Here is a 14999-nt window from a genome sequence, read left to right as displayed (position 1 = left end):
GTGCCGGTGAGTCCGCCGCTGACGGTGCGCTAGCGCCCCGGTTCCGCCCAGCCCTCGAGATCGCTCTTGGTTCCCGCCGGGCAACCGTCCTGGCCGGGCTGCCGGGGCATCATCAGCAGGCAGCGCTGCGGCCCGCCCGCGCCGACAGCGGTGGTGACCAGGACCGCGATCGAGGACGTGTCCGCCACCCGCTTGGTCGCGAAGGCCAGGGTGCCGGTGACACCGCGATAGTCGCTCTCGCGCAACTGGACCGCGATGGCGGTGCGGTTCGGCGGCTGGTCGCCGAGAACACCGCGGCTGCTGCGCACGGCCTGGACGAACAAGCCGCTCACGTCGAAGGCCAGGCCGGTCCGGTCTCCCGCCCAAGTGGGCTGGTAGTCGGCGAGGCCCGGATAGACGCGCAGATCCTCGATCAGCCCGGCCAGTTCGGCGCAGAGCTGTTCGTGCTCGAACGGCACCGGTTGATTGCCGAGTTTGCCGACCCCGCGCACACAATCGGCGCCGCCGAGCATCACCGGGGATGCCTTGGCGACATACCGCACCGTCAGATTCGAGGGCAGTGCGGCGGTGGCCCGCTGGTCGGTGATCAGCCGGGTCACCGCGTCGTTGCCGAGGATCGCCGGACCTTCTCCACTCAGGCAGCCCCGGCTGACCGATTTGGCGAAGGTGGCGAAATCGTCGTTGCGCCCGGCGAAGAACAGCAGGGTGCGCCGGTCGAATCCGGTCGACTCGCACGGCGCCGGGAACCGGTAGAGCTGCTGCTGCTCACGCCAGCTCAGGCTCTCCTGCGCCACGCCGCGTTCGGTCAGCTCGCCGCGCAGATCCTCGACGAGCGTCGTCACGTACAGGTCGTCGTCGCCCTCGGGGTGATAGATCGTCACCTTGTCGTAGGCGGGCCTGCCGGTGGCGTCGCGGGCACCCTGCGCGTAGTCGGCGACCAGTTTCGCCTGCACCGTATTGCTCGGGGCCGCCTGGAAATACAGCGGCGAGGCCTGGTCGAGGCCATCGGCCGACAGGGTCGTCGCCACCGCGGGTACGCCGAGATCGCCGAGCCGGGTGATGGCGGTGCGGGTCTCGTCGGTGCTGCGATCGATCCCGACCACACCGAGCACGCTCGGGTCCTCGGCGATCAGGTCGCGCAACGGATGGTCGACCACCCAGCGCGCGTGCCGCATATCGGAGCCGCCGTTGGCGATGACGATGCGCACCAACGGTTCCGACTCGTCGGCGGCCAGCAGCGCGCGCCGCTGCTGCACCGCCAGCCCAGCCAGCTCCTCGACCTGCGCGTGCGGATACTTCACATTGGTGTCGACATAGCTGAGCCCGGCGAAGTACACCAGCGAGATCAGCGGCCGGTTCGGGTTGCCGCGGCGCGCGTCCTCGGCGGCGGCGTTGAGCCGGAACACTTCCCGCTGCATGGCCGAGAGCTCGGGATCGTCGGCGAAGGTCTGGGCGGCATTGTCGCTGTAGCCGACGCATTCGCCGTCGCGCAGGCTCACCGAGACCCCGCCGGTCCACGGCCAGTGCGAGCACGGGGCACCGCGCAGCGGCGGGAAGTAGGTGAGTGCGGCGGCGACGGCGAGCACGATCGGGATGAGCACACACAGCCCGACGAACCAGCTGCGCGCGGCCAGCGGCGGCGCGGGCGGCAGGGCCAGGCCGCGGAACCGCGGATCGCTCACCCGCGGTGGGGTATCGGCAGGGAGCAGCGCGCGCAGCGGCAGGAACCAGGCATCGGCCTGACGGTGGGTGCGGCGGTTGTCGATCTCGCGCACCCAGGCCTGCAGCGGGTCCGGCGGCTGCGGCGTGGGCTGGTCGGCCAGGCTCTCCAGAGTGCGCAGCGGGCGCAGATCGGAGATGTAGGACAGCTCGGCGACCTCGCGGTGCGGCCCCTCCTCCCGCAGCGCGAGCACCACCAGCGGATCGAAGATGCCGGTCTCGTTGCGGATCTCGTTGATCCAGGTGAGGATGCGCGCGCCGTCGCTGCCCTCGGCCAGCCCACCCAGCAGCGCCACCGGATACGCGGTGCGCCGCCAGCTCGACGGCCGCCAGATCCGGCGCCGGTAGGCATCGCGCAGATCCTCGAGAAAGGCGTGGATGAGCAGCTTGGCGACCTGCTCCTCGTTCTCGTCCACCCGGTGCGAGACGGTGAGCCGGGAGGCGAAACCCAGGAAGCTGCCGGATAATTCGGGAGCCAGATAGCGCTGATGCAGGAACCAGCGCGTCACCTTCGACATCCCGGGAATCCGCCCGGAGACCCACAGCCACAACCGCAGCACCGGCCACAGCGCGAGCACACCGAAGACCACCCGCGAGATCGTGTCCCCGGCAACGCCTTCGGCGGTGTCGGAGCGGCTGGTCGGCGAACCGCTGCGCAGCAGTGTGGGCAGCCTGCGGCGCAGTTCGTCGGGGGTCTCGGCCTCGTCGCTGGTGACGCGCTGGCGGGTCAGCCAGTCGGCGGTGCGGTAGCGCGGGAACTTGATCGCGCCCATCGCGGTGTCGTCGGCGGCGAAACCGGCCACCAGCTGCTGGATGATCGGCAGGCAGTGCCCGGCGATCTCCTGCTCGGTGGCCTGCGGGCCGGTGGCCTGCGGATCCGGGGTGAGCGCGGTCGGCGGTAGGTCGGGGGCGCGCAGGTCGACCCTGGCGCGCGGGGTGGCCCGGCGGCCACCGGAATCGCTGAGCCAGCCGTACAGCTCGGCGACCAGCGCGGAATGGCCCTGCACGCCGACCAGTTCGACGATCGGGCGCGGCAGCGTGCGCCGCCCGCGCACCAGCGTGCGCAGCACCCGCGGCCGGGTGTCGGGAATCTCCAGCGCCCGCAGCAGCTCCAGCAGCTTGCCGACATCATTGGCATCGGGCACTTCGACGGCCTCCCCGGACGATCAGCGAGCACGCCCAGCGAACCGGCGTGTTCGCCGAACGATACCCCGAACGACCGGCCGTCAAACGGTCAAAAGCCCAGCTTCCCCAGCTGTTTCGGGTCGCGCTGCCAGTCCTTGGCCACCTTCACGTGCAGGTTCAGGTAGATCCGGGTACCGAGGATGTGCTCGATCTGCTTGCGGGCGTTGGTGCCGACCTCTTTCAGCCGCGCACCGTTCTTGCCGATGATGATCGCCTTCTGGCTGGGCCGTTCGACATACAGCAGCGCGTGCACCTCGAGCATGTCCTCGTTGGCCTCGTACGGCTGGATCTCCTCGATGACCACGGCCAGCGAGTGCGGCAGCTCGTCACGCACACCCTCGAGCGCGGCCTCGCGGATCAGCTCGGCCATGAGGGTTTCCTCGGGCTCGTCGGTGATCTCGCCGTCGGGATAGAAGGCCGGGCCCTCGGGCATCTGCGCCGCGATCACGTCGACGAGCACCTCGACCTGCTCACCCTTGACCGCCGACACCGGCACCACCTCGGCCTCGGGACCGAGCAGCTGGGAGACCGCCATCAGCTGGTGGGCCACCTGGTCGCGGCTCACCTTGTCGATCTTGGTGACCACGCCGAGCACGGTGGTCTTGGGCGCCATCATCTTGATCTGCTCGACGATCCAGCGGTCACCGGGACCGATCTTCTCGTCGGCCGGGATGCACACCGCGATCACGTCGACCTCGGAGTAGGTGTCGCGCACCAGATCGTTGAGGCGCTGGCCGAGCAGCGTGCGCGGGCGGTGCAGGCCGGGGGTGTCGACCAGGATCAGCTGGGCGTGCTCGCGGTGCACGATGCCGCGGATGGTGTGTCGGGTGGTCTGCGGGCGCGAGGAGGTGATCGCGATCTTGGTGCCGACCAGGGCATTGGTCAGCGTCGACTTGCCGGTGTTCGGGCGGCCGACGAAACAGACGAAGCCGGAACGGAATTCCTGGTCAGCCACCGTGCACCTCGCTGAGCACCGCGCCGGTGCGATCGGTCCGGATCACCGAGGCGGCGGGTGAGACCTCGCGCACGGCGTCGATGCCCGCGTCGTCGGCGGCCCCGCCGACGACGACCGCCGCCTCGAATCCCTCGGCGCCGCTGGAGATCGCGGCGGCCACGGCGGCCTGCAAAGCGGTCAGCCGCAGCGCGCTCAGCGCGACCTCGCCCGCCGCGTAGGTGCGGCCGTCGGTGTCGCGCACCGCGGCACCGCTCGCGCCGCCGGTGCGGCCCAGCGCGCCGCGCGCCAGCACCAGCAGCTTGTTGTCCTCGGCATCCAGTTCACTCATGGGTTTCTCCGTTGTCGTCGGGCGCGGCCACGCTCACCTGGTCGGTGTCGGCGCTCGCCTCGTCGGTGGTGCCCTTGCGGGACTTGTCGTTCTTCTTCGCCGGATCGGGGGCGCGGCGCACCAGCACCGTGTTCACCCGCATCCGGCCGCGCGCGTCGGCACCGCCCTCGCCGCGCAGCACCAGCCCGTGCACGGCCACCTTGGAGCCCGGCAGCGGCACGCGGCCCAGTTCGTGCGCGAGCAGGCCGCCGACGGTGTCGACGTCCTCGTCCTCGATCTCGAGCCCGTAGAGCTCGCCGAGGTCCTCCACCGACAACCGGGCCGAGACGCGGTAGCGCCCCTCCCCCAGGTCCTCGACCGGCGGGGTCTCGTCGGTGTCGTACTCGTCGGCGATCTCCCCGACGATCTCCTCGAGCACGTCCTCGATGGTCACCAGCCCGGCGATGCCACCGTACTCGTCTACCAGTACGGCCATGTGGTTGCGGCGGCGCTGCATCTCGTCGAGCAGGTCGTCGAGCGGCTTGGAGTCGGGCACGAACACCGCGGGCCGCATCACCTCGCGCACCGTCACCTTGCGGCTGCGATCGGCGTAGGGCACGAGGTCCTTGAGGTAGACCACGCCCAGCACGTCGTCGACGTTCTCGCCGATCACCGGGATGCGCGAATGCCCGGAGCGCACCGCCAGCGACATCGCCTGGGCGGCGGTCTTGTCGTCCTCGATCCACACCATCTCGGTGCGCGGCACCATCACCGCGCGCGCGGCGGTGTCACCGAGCTCGAAGACCGACTGGATCATCCGGCGTTCGTCGTCGGCCACCACGCCGCGCTCACGGGCCATGTCGACCACCTCGCGCAGCTCGATCTCGGAGGCGAACGGCCCGTTGCGGAAGCCCTTACCGGGGGTGATGGCATTGCCGAGCAGGATCAGCAGCCTGCTGACCGGCCCGAGCACCGCGCCGATGAGCTGCACCGGCACCGAGGCGGCCAGCGCGATCGAATACGCGTGCTGACGGCCCAGTGTGCGCGGCCCGACACCGATCACCACATACGACACCACCACCATCACCGCGGCGGTGATCAGCAGCGCGAGGCTCTCCGACCAGATGTCCAGGGTGGCGGCGACCAGCAGCACGGTGGCGGTGATCTCGCACAGGATGCGCAGCAGCACCATGAGATTCACGTACCGCGGGCGGTCGTCGACGATCTTGCGCAGCCGGGCCGCGCCGGGCCGGTCCTCGCGCACCATGTCGTCGAGCCGGGCCCGCGACACCGTGTTCAGCGCCGAGTCGACCCCGGCGAAGACGCCTCCGATCCCGATGAGCAGGATCGCCAGGACGATCAGCCAGACCGATGTCACGCGGGGCCCAGGGCGTCGCCCGGCGCGGTGAAGCCCGCCTTGCCGAGCAACCGGGCGTCGCGCTCGGCCAGTTCGGCGCGACGCTGTTCCGCACGCAGGCTCACATACCACTCCTCGAGCAGCTGGGCCTGCAGGGCGAACATCTCCTTCTCCTCCTCCGGCTCGGCGTGGTCGTAGCCGAGCAGGTGGAGCACGCCGTGCACGGTGAGCAGCGCGAGCTCGTGATCGAGCGAATGCCCGGCCTTCTGGGCCTGGCCCATGGCGAACTCCGGGCACAGCACGATGTCGCCGAGCATGGACGGGCCGGGCTCGGGGCTGTCGGGGCGACCGCCCGGCTCCAGCTCGTCCATCGGGAACGACATCACGTCGGTGGGACCGGGCAGGTCCATCCAGCGCACGTGCAGGTCGGCCATGGTGTCGAGATCGACAAGCACCATCGACAGTTCCGCGGCGGGATGCACGTCCATCCGGCCGATCACGAACCGGGCGACGCTGACCAGGTCTTCTTCGGGGATTTCCATGCCCGACTCGTTGGCGATCTCGATGCTCACCTGTTCAGGGTACGGTCTGGGCCCGATGCCGCCGGGAGCGGCATCGTCTCCAGCGTGCCGCGGGTCAGCCCCGGTTGGCGCGCCCGGCGGCGCGCCGTTGCGCCCGGTTGCCCGGGTAATGCGGGCCCGGCACCGCGCGGGTGTCGGATTCGTAGCGGTCGTAGGCGTCGACGATGTCGGAGACCAGCCGGTGGCGCACCACGTCGGCGCTGGTGAGCTCCGAGAAGTGGATGTCGTCGATATCGGTGAGGATCTCCGCCGCCGCGCGCAGACCCGAGCGCTGCCCGTTGGGCAGGTCGACCTGCGAGATGTCACCGGTGACGACCATCTTGGAGCCGAAGCCCAGGCGGGTCAGGAACATCTTCATCTGCTCGGCGGTGGTGTTCTGCGCCTCGTCGAGAATGATGAACGAGTCGTTGAGGCTGCGCCCACGCATGTACGCCAGCGGGGCGACCTCGATGACACCGGAGGCCAGCAGCTTGGGGATGGCTTCCGGGTCCATCATGTCGTGCAGGGCGTCGTAGAGCGGCCGCAGATACGGGTCGATCTTGTCGTTGAGGGTGCCCGGCAGGAAGCCCAGCCGCTCACCGGCCTCGACCGCGGGCCTGGTCAGGATGATGCGGGTGACCTGCTTGGACTGCAGGGCCTGCACCGCCTTGGCCATGGCGAGGTAGGTCTTGCCGGTACCGGCGGGACCGATGCCGAACACGATGGTGTTGGCGTCGATCGCGTCGACATAGCGCTTCTGGTTGAGCGTCTTGGGCCGGATGGTCTTGCCGCGGCGCGACAGGATGTCCAGGCTCAGCACCTCGGCGGGCGATTCGGACACGCCTTCGGTGAGCATGGACACGGTGTGCCGGACCGCCTCGGGGGTGATCACCCGATTGCGGCCGGTCAGCGCTACGAGCTGCTCGATGACGCGTTCGGCCAGCGCCACGTCACCGGCCTTGCCGGTGATGGTGACGGTGTTGCCGCGGACGTGGATGTCGGCCGGAAGGAGCTTCTCCAGCTGACGGAGATTCTGGTCGGCCGAGCCGAGGAAGGGGAAGACAGACTCCGGGGCGAGTTCGATGCTGGAACGCACTGTTCGCGCCGCGGGACCCGCGTTGTTTCCGCCTGCGCCGATGCCTGATACGGGGTTGGTGGGGTCGCCGATCTCGCCTGTGTTCTTCAAAAGTGGCTATAGCCTGCTTCCGGTCTCGACTGTGTGTTCGATGACCTCAGTTTAACGCGCACCACCGACACCGCCCAGCGATATAACGGTGCCACCGGCCCAACCGCGATCGATCGGTGATCGCAGGTCACAGCGGGGACGCGGCGGATTACCAGCGCGAAGTGAGCGCGCCGAGGGCGCCGAGGGCGACAGCGGCGGCCGTCGAGGTGCGCAGCACGGTGGGACCGAGCAGCACGATGTCGGCGCCCGCCTCGGCCAGCGCGGTCAGTTCGGTGTCGTCGAGGCCGCCCTCGGGGCCGACGATCAGCACCACATCCCGTGTCTGGGCCAGCGGCAGCTCGGTGAACTTGCCGGTGCCGGATTCGTGCAGGGCGGCCACGATCGCGCCGTCCGCCTTGACCTTTCGCACCAGCTCCACCAGGTCGCGGGTGCGGTGCAGTTCGGCGACATCGGGAATGTAGGCGCGCCGCGACTGCCGCGCGGCCGACTTGGCCGCCGCCCGCCACTTCTCGATGCCCTTGGCCGCCTTGGCTTCCCAGTTCGCGACGCAGCGCGCGGCCTGCCACGGCACGATCAGGTCGGCGCCCGCCTCGGTCATCAGCTCGACGGCCAGCTCGGAACGATCGGATTTGGGCAGCGCCTGCACCACGGTCACCGCCGGGGTCACCGGCTCGGCGGTCCGGCGGGTGCGCACCGCCAGCTCCAGCCTGCCCTTCTGGGCCGCGACGACCTCCGATTCGGCGAGCACACCGCGCCCGTCGGACAGGGTGATCGGTTCGCCGACGCCGATGCGGCGCACGGTGGCCGCGTGCCGTCCCTCCGGTCCGTCCAGGACCGCGACGGCGCCGGGTTCGGGGACCTCGTCGAGGTAGAAGACCGTCGCGGCCACCGGCTCAGCGTCCGCTGAAGGAGGCGCGCAGCCGGGCGAACAGGCCGCTGTTGTGCTCGGACTGCGAGGACATCACCTCGGCGCGGTCCTTCTCGCGCAGGCCCTTGAACTTGCGCAGCAGTTCGGTCTGCTTGCCGTCCAGCTTGCTCGGCACCACGATGTCGAGATGCGCGAGCAGGTCACCGCGCGCACCCGAACGCAGTCGCGGCATGCCGTGCGCGCGCAGCTGGATGACCTCGCCGGGCTGGGTGCCCGCGGCGATGGTGAGCTCGGTGGGGCCGTCGAGGATGGTGTCGACGACGACCGTGGTGCCCAGGATGGCGTCGACCATCGGCACCCGGACGGTGCAGTGCAGGTCGTCGCCGTCGCGCACGAAGGTGTCGTGCGGCTGCTCGACGACCTCCACGTAGAGGTCACCGGCGTGGCCGCCACCGGGGCCGACCTCGCCCTGCGCGGCCAGCCGCACCCGCATGCCGTTGGCGACACCGGCCGGGATCGGCGCGGCGATCTCGCGGCGCGCGCGCACGCGGCCGTCGCCACCGCACTTGTGGCAGGGATCGGGGATGGTCTCCCCGGCGCCGCGGCAGGTGGGGCAGGGCCGCGAGGTGAGCACCTGGCCCAGGAACGAGCGCTGCACCGACTGCACCTCACCGGCGCCGTCACAGGTCTCGCAGCGCACCGGCTTGGAGTTGCCGTTGGTGCCCGCGCCCTGGCAGATATCGCAGAGGATGGCGGTGTCGACGGTGAGGTGCTTGGTCACGCCGACGGCGCATTCGGCCAGGCTCAGCCGGGTGCGGATGAGCGAGTCGGCGCCGGGCTGCACGCGGCCGCGCGGCTTGCGCGCACCGCCGCCCTGGCCGCTCATGCCGCCGAAGAACGCCTCGAAGACGTCACCGAGGCCGCCGAAGCCCGCGCCGCTGAATCCGGCACCGCCGCCGCCGTTTTCGAGCGGGTCACCGCCGAGATCGACGATCCGGCGCTTCTCCGGGTCGGTGAGCACCTCGTACGCGGTGGAGACTTCCTTGAACTTGGCCTGGGCGGCCTCGTCCGGGTTCACGTCGGGGTGCAGTTCGCGGGCCAGCTTGCGGTAGGCGCGCTTGAGCTCCTGGTCGGTGGCGTTCTTGCCGACGCCGAGCAGTCCGTAGTAATCCCGTGCCACTTGAGTTCTCTAGTCCTTGGTCGCTGTGGTCCAGCCGAGCGCGGCGCGCTCCTTTAGTCGAATCCACTCAACTTTACCGGCCGAAGTATCGACCTTAACAGTGCGGGTGACGTGGTTCTCGTCGCGCGGTCACCTTTCGGCGAGCACCTCGCCGATGTAGCGGGCCACCGTCGCCACCGAGGCCATGGTGCCCGGATAGTCCATCCTGGTCGGGCCCAGCACGCCCATGCCGCCGAGGACAGCGCCCGCGGCGCCGTAGCCGGTGGAGACCACCGAAGTGCCGCGCATCTCCTCGACCTTGGTCTCCTCGCCGATCTGCACCATGACCTGGCCGGGCTGCTGCGCGGCGGCGAGCAGTTTCAGCACGATGACCTGCTCCTCGAGCGCCTCGAGGACATTACGCAGCGAGCCGGGGAAGCCGAAGTCGGCCACATTGCGGGTGAGGTTGGCGGTGCCGCCGAGCACCAGGCGTTCCTCCGGATGCTCGACCAGGGTCTCCACCAGCACGGTCGAGACGCGGACCAGCACGTCGCGGATCTTGGCGGGTGCGCGTTCGGGCAGCCCGGCCACCGAGGCGCTGGCCACCGAGAGCAGCTTGCCGTCCATGGCGCCGCCGAGCAGGCCGCGCACGGCGGCCAGGTCGTCGTCGGAGGTGACAGCGCCGAGGTCGACGATGCGCTGGTCGACGCGGCCGGTGTCGGTGATCACCACCAGCAGCAGCCGGGCCGGATTCAGCGCGACGACCTCGATGTGGCGCACCGTCGAGGCCGAGACCGTGGGGTACTGGACGACGGCGACCTGCCTGGTCAGCTGGGCCAGCAGGCGCACGCCGCGGCGCAGCACGTCGTCGAGGTCGACGCCGGATTCGAGGAATTCCATGATCGCCCGGCGCTCGGCGCCGGACAGCGGCTTGACCTCGGCGATCCGGTCGACGAACTCGCGGTAGCCCTTGTCGGTGGGGATGCGGCCGGAGCTGGTGTGCGGCTGGGTGATGTAGCCCTCGGCCTCCAGGACCGCCATGTCGTTGCGGATGGTGGCGCTGGATACGCCCAGGTGGTGGCGTTCCACCAGCGACTTGGAGCCGATCGGTTCCTTGGTGGCGACGTAGTCCGCCACGATCGCTCGCAGGACCTCGAACCGCCGATCCTCGGTGCTCGACGCCATCGACCCCACCTCCTCGCTCGTGCCGGGTACGTCACGCGTCCACATGCGTGCTGTGTTCGCCGCACAGACTCGCACGCCGACGCTCGGAGCGTCTCGTTGTCCAGTCTAATTGTCTCCTCGCGGATCGAGTCCCCACGCGGGTGTGGGGCGGCGGTCCCCGCCGTCACCGGTGATCGGCCTGTTCGTTCGCCGCCGGAAGTTATCCACAGGGCCGAGTTGTCCACAGGCGCGGGTCGGGGTCTTGTCCGCCCTGCCGTCGCACACGTACGTTCGATCTCGATCAGGGGGTTTACCAGGGGTTTTCATACAGAGGGGGTGCGTGGTGTTCGACGACGAAGAGCGTTCGGCCCGGGCGAGCGGGCCGGGGTCGGTGCTGGTGCGACCGGCCGAGTTCGCCGGAATCGACCGTGCGTGTACCGAATTCCTGCGGGTGCTCGCGCAGGTCGGCGGGCTGGCCGCCGAGATCGGCGCGCAGGAATGGTGGGGGCTGGGCGAGAGCCGGGCCCGGCTCCTCTCCGCTCCGGCCTTCGTGGGCTCGGTACGTGTGACAGCCGATGGGTCCGGCAGCAGCGTGTGTGCCGTGCTGGCGGCACACACGCGGGTCGTCGAGGACATCCGGCAGTCCCATCGGATCGCCCGGGACCGGCTGGCGCTGGCCGACGGCGACTGGGGTGAGCGGCTACGCGCGGCAGGATCCACTGTTGGGCAGCATGATTCGGCGGCGTCCGGGGCCGGGCGATGAACGGGCTGGCGCCGCCGGGCATTCCGGGTGGTGGGGAGAACGCCGGGCATTGGCGTCATCACGAGATCGCGGCCGCGTTCGAGGGGCTCGATGTGACAGCCGCGGTCGCTCAGGCGGACAAGTTCGAGCTGATCGCAAGGTATTTCGAAGACGGACTGCTGGCCTTCGAGCACAGCGTTCGGACCGCCTCGGAGTCGGCCTGGTCCGGCGTCGGCGCCCGTGCCGCAGCCCAGGCGATCACGACCTATGCCCGGCAGGCGTACGAACTGGTGACAGCCCTGCACGAACTCCCCGCGGTGGTCCGCGCCGCCGCGGAGGCGATCGTGTCGACCAAATACGCGATCCCGGCGGTCGTCTCGACCACGGAAGAACAGCCCTGGTCCGTCGGCCGCCCCGAAACCCACCGCGCCGCCGCGTCCGTCCAGGACGAGGCCCGCGCGGCCATGCACCACCGCTACGTCGTCCCCTTCGGCGAGTTGTTCGGCCGAATCCCCGTCCTACCCATGCCTTCTTCGAGCTCAGGATTGCCGGAACCGGATGGCGCCGGATCCGATGAGCGTCTCGTCGCCCGCGCGGTCGGTTCGCAGGGGAGCTCGTCGACCGGGCTCAACGAATCAAGCACCGGGACAGTGGCTGAGCAGGTCGGTACGGCACTCACACCGGGCGGCACCACCGACGCCGGTGCGGACTCGAACCGGGTACGGAGTCAGCTCGCCGAACCCGATGTACCCGGCGACCCACTTGCGACGTCCGGCACATCGTCGCCGGGCTCCGGTTCCGCTGACCGGCTGTCCACCGCGCCCGATTCCACGGGCACTGCGTCCAGTGCGGCTGCCGCGTCCGGTTCCGCGGGCGCTGTTTCGACCGTTTCAGACAGGTCAGCGAGCGGCTCGGCGGCAGTGCGCGGTGAGCCGGGTGCTGTGGCGGCTGGGTCCGGCAACAGCGGAGCCGTGCGGTCCGGGGCGGGTGGGTGGTCGGCCGGGGCCGGTTCGGCGGGCTCGTGGTCTCCGGGAGCCGGGCCCGCTTCGTTCGGGGGCGGCGGGGGCAGCCCTGTCACTTCGGTGCCGGTACCGGCCGCCGAGGGACGGCCCGCGTATCCGGGCTATGGGGCACGCGTGGTTCCAGGCGGTGCCGATTCGGTGGGTATCGCGTCGGGGCTGGAGGCTCGGCCCGGGCCGGGGGCGCGGGTGGATGTGCCGGGCGCGCTCGGCCCGGTTCGGCCCGGTGGTGGGGCGAGCGTGACGGGGTCCGCCATCGGTGGGGTGATCGGCGGGGATGGTTCGCCGGGGACCGCGCCCGGAAGGGCGGGGGATCGGCATTTCCACTGCCCGGTGGGTCCGGGCACGACAGTGGCCCCGGGTACCGATGACGAGCATCGGATACCGGAGTATCTGGTCACCCAGGCCAATACGGACGTGCTGCTCGGAACGCCCCGGCCCGCGATCGCCGGTGGGGTGATCGGCGGGGACGCGGTGCGCGACGGGCAGCAGGGACCGACGGCCCGGGATCGGCAGTGAGCCGCCGGGCCGGACAGCGGCCGCCCGGCGTGGGCGGCCGCGGCGGGGTCAGCTCCGGGCTGCCGATGCGGCGGCGCCCACCTGCTTGCCCGCGAGGGCATCCAGGCCGAGCATCGCCAATAGCGAAACGCAATCGTCCGCATCGTTGGAGTGTGACGCGACCGTCCGGGCGGCGACCGCGCACTGACGCGCGTTCTCCGCCTTCTCGGCAGAGCGCGCTTCGGCGAATTCGCTCTGCTCATGGACGAGACTGATGTGCCGTTCGGTGGACATATAGCTCCCTCGGATCGAGTCGAAGCCTACGCCCCCAATCGTTATCTTCGGCCGCGAACCCAACCGAACCCGCACTTCGCGACCCCGGTGCCCGGCGCCCCGGGTGAGGTGTGCATCACGTCGGCTCATCGCGCTGACCGGGCGATCATCGCCACCGCCGCCAGCACTCGCAGACCCGGAAATCCGGTCACGAATCGGTGTCAAGCGCCCTGAGTTCGGGCGGCCCGCAGCAGCCGCAGCTGCCCGATCTCCGCCACGTTCTTCATCAGTTCCGCATCGACCCAGGAGACCAGATGCGCGATCGTCATTCCGGCCTCGGCAGGCCACGGATAGGCCGCCGCGCCCGCCAGCGCGTCGTCGTCGAGTGCGTCCAGCAGCTCGATCCATTCCGCCCGCGACCGCCGCAACCAGGTCACGGTCGGCAGTCCCGGCCCCGGCCAGGCGATATCGCCCGGTGTGCGCGGCGGGTTCCCGCGCACATGGTCCAGGGCGGCGCTCCACCACCAGCCGATATGCCAGCTCAGCCAGCCGATCGTCGGTACGGGGATGGGGTCGGGTTCGGTCTCGGCCCAGTCCGGAACCCAGCCGCCAGCCCCGTCCGGGCGCAGGGTCCAGCACAGGGCGGCCGGTTCCCACAGGAAGTCCGCCTCCGACAACCGCTCGAGATGGAACTCGAACAGCGACCAGGTGAGGTCGAATTGCCAGCGCACCAGCTCGATTCGCGATGTCGACACCCGGTGGATCGTGCCATGGGGCCCGCGGCACGGAAACGGGTTTTCCGCGGTTCAGCCGAGCAGGTCGCGGACCACACCGTCGGCCAGGAGCCTGCCGCGGTCGGTGAGGACCAGGTGTTCACCGGCGATCTCGGCGAGTCCGTCGGCGACGACGCGGGCCACCGCGGGCCGCGCGGTGGGCGCGAGGGTGTCCAGCGGCAGGCCGGTCCGCAGGCGGACGGTGAGCATGAGGTGTTCGGTGTAGCGCTCGTCGGCGGTGAGGGCCTCCCAGCCCGCGGCGGGCAGCCCGCCGAGTGCCACCCGGTCGGCGTAGCGCGCGGGATGCTTGACGTTCCACCAGCGCACCCCGCCGACGTGACTGTGCGCGCCGGGGCCCGCGCCGAGCCAGTCGCCGCCGTCCCAGTAGCCCAGGTTGTGGCGGCAGCGGGCGTCGTCGCCGGCCGCCCAGTTGGAGACCTCGTACCAGGACAGCCCCGCGGCGGCGAGGCGGGCGTCGATGCGCTCGTAGCGGGCGGCCAGCACGTCCTCGTCGGGCGCGGGCAGTTCTCCACGGCGGACCTTGCGCGCCAGGGCGGTGCCGTCCTCGACGATCAGCGAGTAGGCCGAGACGTGGTCGACACCGGCGGCCAGCACGGCGTCGAGGCTCGCGTCGAGATCGGCGTCGGTCTCGCCGGGGGTGCCGTAGATGAGGTCGAGGTTCACGTGGTCGAAGCCCGCCGCCCTGGCCTCGCGCGCCGCGGCGACCGCGCGGCCGGGTGTGTGCGTGCGGTCCAGGATCTTCAGCACGTGCTGTGCCGCCGACTGCATGCCCAGCGAGATCCGGGTGTACCCGGCGGTGCGCAGGCGCTCGAAGAACTCCGGCGAGGTGGATTCCGGATTGGACTCGGTGGTCACCTCGACTCCGGCGGCGAGGGTGAAGTTCGCCCGCACCGCGTCGAGGACCGCGGCCAGCCCGTCACCGCCGAGCAGCGACGGTGTGCCCCCGCCGACGAAGATCGTCGACACCTCCGGTGTGGCGGAGGGCAGTGCGCCGAACTCGGCCGCGGCGGTCGCGAGCTCGCCGCGCAGCGCCTCGAGCCACGACTGTGGCGAGGCCGAGGTCCCCAGCTCGCCCGCCGTGTAGGTGTTGAAGTCGCAGTAGCCGCAGCGTGTCGCGCAGAACGGCACATGCACGTACACCCCGAACGCGCCGCTCCCGAAATCGCGCAGCACCGGCCGATCGGCATCGGCCGGAGTCACGCCGGAATCCCCG

The 14999-nt window shown here is 70.6% G+C and carries 14 protein-coding genes; 2 read left to right on the top strand and 12 right to left on the bottom strand.

Going from position 1 to position 14999, the window contains the following annotated elements; all coding sequences use genetic code 11:
* Window positions 1-29: 29 nt before the first annotated feature.
* The 9 genes from WA675_RS08335 to hrcA form a co-directional block, all read right to left on the bottom strand.
* A complete protein-coding gene (locus WA675_RS08335; RefSeq protein WP_336083322.1) occupies window positions 30-2864 on the bottom strand; it encodes an ABC transporter substrate-binding protein in 2835 nt (944 codons plus the stop codon).
* 89 nt (window positions 2865-2953) lie between these two features.
* A complete protein-coding gene (era, locus tag WA675_RS08330) occupies window positions 2954-3859 on the bottom strand; it encodes a GTPase Era (RefSeq protein ID WP_336083320.1) in 906 nt (301 codons plus the stop codon).
* Window positions 3852-4187, bottom strand: a complete 336-nt coding sequence (locus WA675_RS08325) for a cytidine deaminase (protein WP_336083319.1) — start codon at window positions 4185-4187, stop codon at window positions 3852-3854. The genes era and WA675_RS08325 overlap by 8 nt, the downstream gene beginning before the upstream one ends.
* A complete protein-coding gene (locus WA675_RS08320; protein ID WP_336083317.1) occupies window positions 4180-5544 on the bottom strand; it encodes a hemolysin family protein in 1365 nt (454 codons plus the stop codon). Before WA675_RS08320 ends, WA675_RS08325 begins: the two co-directional genes overlap by 8 nt.
* Complete coding sequence (gene ybeY, locus WA675_RS08315; protein ID WP_336083316.1) at window positions 5541-6095, bottom strand: rRNA maturation RNase YbeY; 555 nt, start codon at window positions 6093-6095, stop codon at window positions 5541-5543. The genes WA675_RS08320 and ybeY overlap by 4 nt, the downstream gene beginning before the upstream one ends.
* Before the next feature lie 64 nt (window positions 6096-6159).
* Window positions 6160-7221 carry a PhoH family protein gene (locus WA675_RS08310; protein ID WP_336083603.1) on the bottom strand — a complete coding sequence of 354 codons (1062 nt, stop codon included), beginning with the start codon at window positions 7219-7221 and terminating at the stop codon, window positions 6160-6162.
* Window positions 7222-7417: 196 nt separating this feature from the next.
* Complete coding sequence (locus WA675_RS08305; RefSeq protein WP_336083314.1) at window positions 7418-8158, bottom strand: 16S rRNA (uracil(1498)-N(3))-methyltransferase; 741 nt, start codon at window positions 8156-8158, stop codon at window positions 7418-7420.
* A 4-nt stretch (window positions 8159-8162) separates the two neighbouring features.
* Entirely contained in the window at window positions 8163-9317 is a 1155-nt protein-coding gene (gene dnaJ, locus WA675_RS08300) for a molecular chaperone DnaJ (protein ID WP_336083312.1), read from the bottom strand.
* A 129-nt stretch (window positions 9318-9446) separates the two neighbouring features.
* A complete protein-coding gene (gene hrcA, locus WA675_RS08295; RefSeq protein ID WP_336083310.1) occupies window positions 9447-10481 on the bottom strand; it encodes a heat-inducible transcriptional repressor HrcA in 1035 nt (344 codons plus the stop codon).
* 322 nt (window positions 10482-10803) lie between these two features.
* Here hrcA and WA675_RS08290 point away from each other — a divergent pair, with 322 nt between their 5' ends.
* Together WA675_RS08290 and WA675_RS08285 are read left to right on the top strand one after the other, a co-directional pair.
* Window positions 10804-11223, top strand: a complete 420-nt coding sequence (locus tag WA675_RS08290; RefSeq protein ID WP_336083309.1) for a hypothetical protein — start codon at window positions 10804-10806, stop codon at window positions 11221-11223.
* On the top strand, window positions 11220-12740 hold the full coding sequence (locus tag WA675_RS08285; RefSeq protein ID WP_336083308.1) for a hypothetical protein: 1521 nt from the start codon (window positions 11220-11222) through the stop codon (window positions 12738-12740). The genes WA675_RS08290 and WA675_RS08285 overlap by 4 nt, the downstream gene beginning before the upstream one ends.
* Window positions 12741-12788: 48 nt before the next feature.
* Here the strand turns inward: WA675_RS08285 and WA675_RS08280 are convergent, their stop codons facing one another.
* The 3 genes from WA675_RS08280 to hemW form a co-directional block, all read right to left on the bottom strand.
* The gene (locus WA675_RS08280; RefSeq protein WP_336083306.1) at window positions 12789-13013 is read right to left on the bottom strand and encodes a hypothetical protein; all 225 of its coding nucleotides are present in this window, start codon (window positions 13011-13013) and stop codon (window positions 12789-12791) included.
* A 200-nt stretch (window positions 13014-13213) separates the two neighbouring features.
* On the bottom strand, window positions 13214-13756 hold the full coding sequence (locus WA675_RS08275; protein ID WP_336083601.1) for a DinB family protein: 543 nt from the start codon (window positions 13754-13756) through the stop codon (window positions 13214-13216).
* 42 nt (window positions 13757-13798) lie between these two features.
* On the bottom strand, window positions 13799-14986 hold the full coding sequence (hemW, locus tag WA675_RS08270) for a radical SAM family heme chaperone HemW (protein WP_336083599.1): 1188 nt from the start codon (window positions 14984-14986) through the stop codon (window positions 13799-13801).
* Window positions 14987-14999: the final 13 nt, after the last annotated feature.

The sequence above is a fragment of the Nocardia sp. SSK8 genome (assembly GCF_037034205.1).
Classification (GTDB): domain Bacteria; phylum Actinomycetota; class Actinomycetes; order Mycobacteriales; family Mycobacteriaceae; genus Nocardia.
The sequence above is the reverse complement of the archived record's forward strand: the minus strand, read 5'-3'. Positions and strand labels throughout refer to the sequence as shown.

Bases quoted from the DNA above. Each gene is read 5' to 3' on its own strand.
- WA675_RS08325 (WP_336083319.1), bottom strand. From the start codon at position 4,187: ATGAGTGAACTGGATGCCGAGGACAACAAGCTGCTGGTGCTGGCGCGC.
- WA675_RS08280 (WP_336083306.1), bottom strand. From the start codon at position 13,013: ATGTCCACCGAACGGCACATCAGTCTCGTCCATGAGCAGAGCGAATTC.
- hrcA (WP_336083310.1), bottom strand. From the start codon at position 10,481: ATGGCGTCGAGCACCGAGGATCGGCGGTTCGAGGTCCTGCGAGCGATC.
- WA675_RS08285 (WP_336083308.1), top strand. From the start codon at position 11,220: ATGAACGGGCTGGCGCCGCCGGGCATTCCGGGTGGTGGGGAGAACGCC.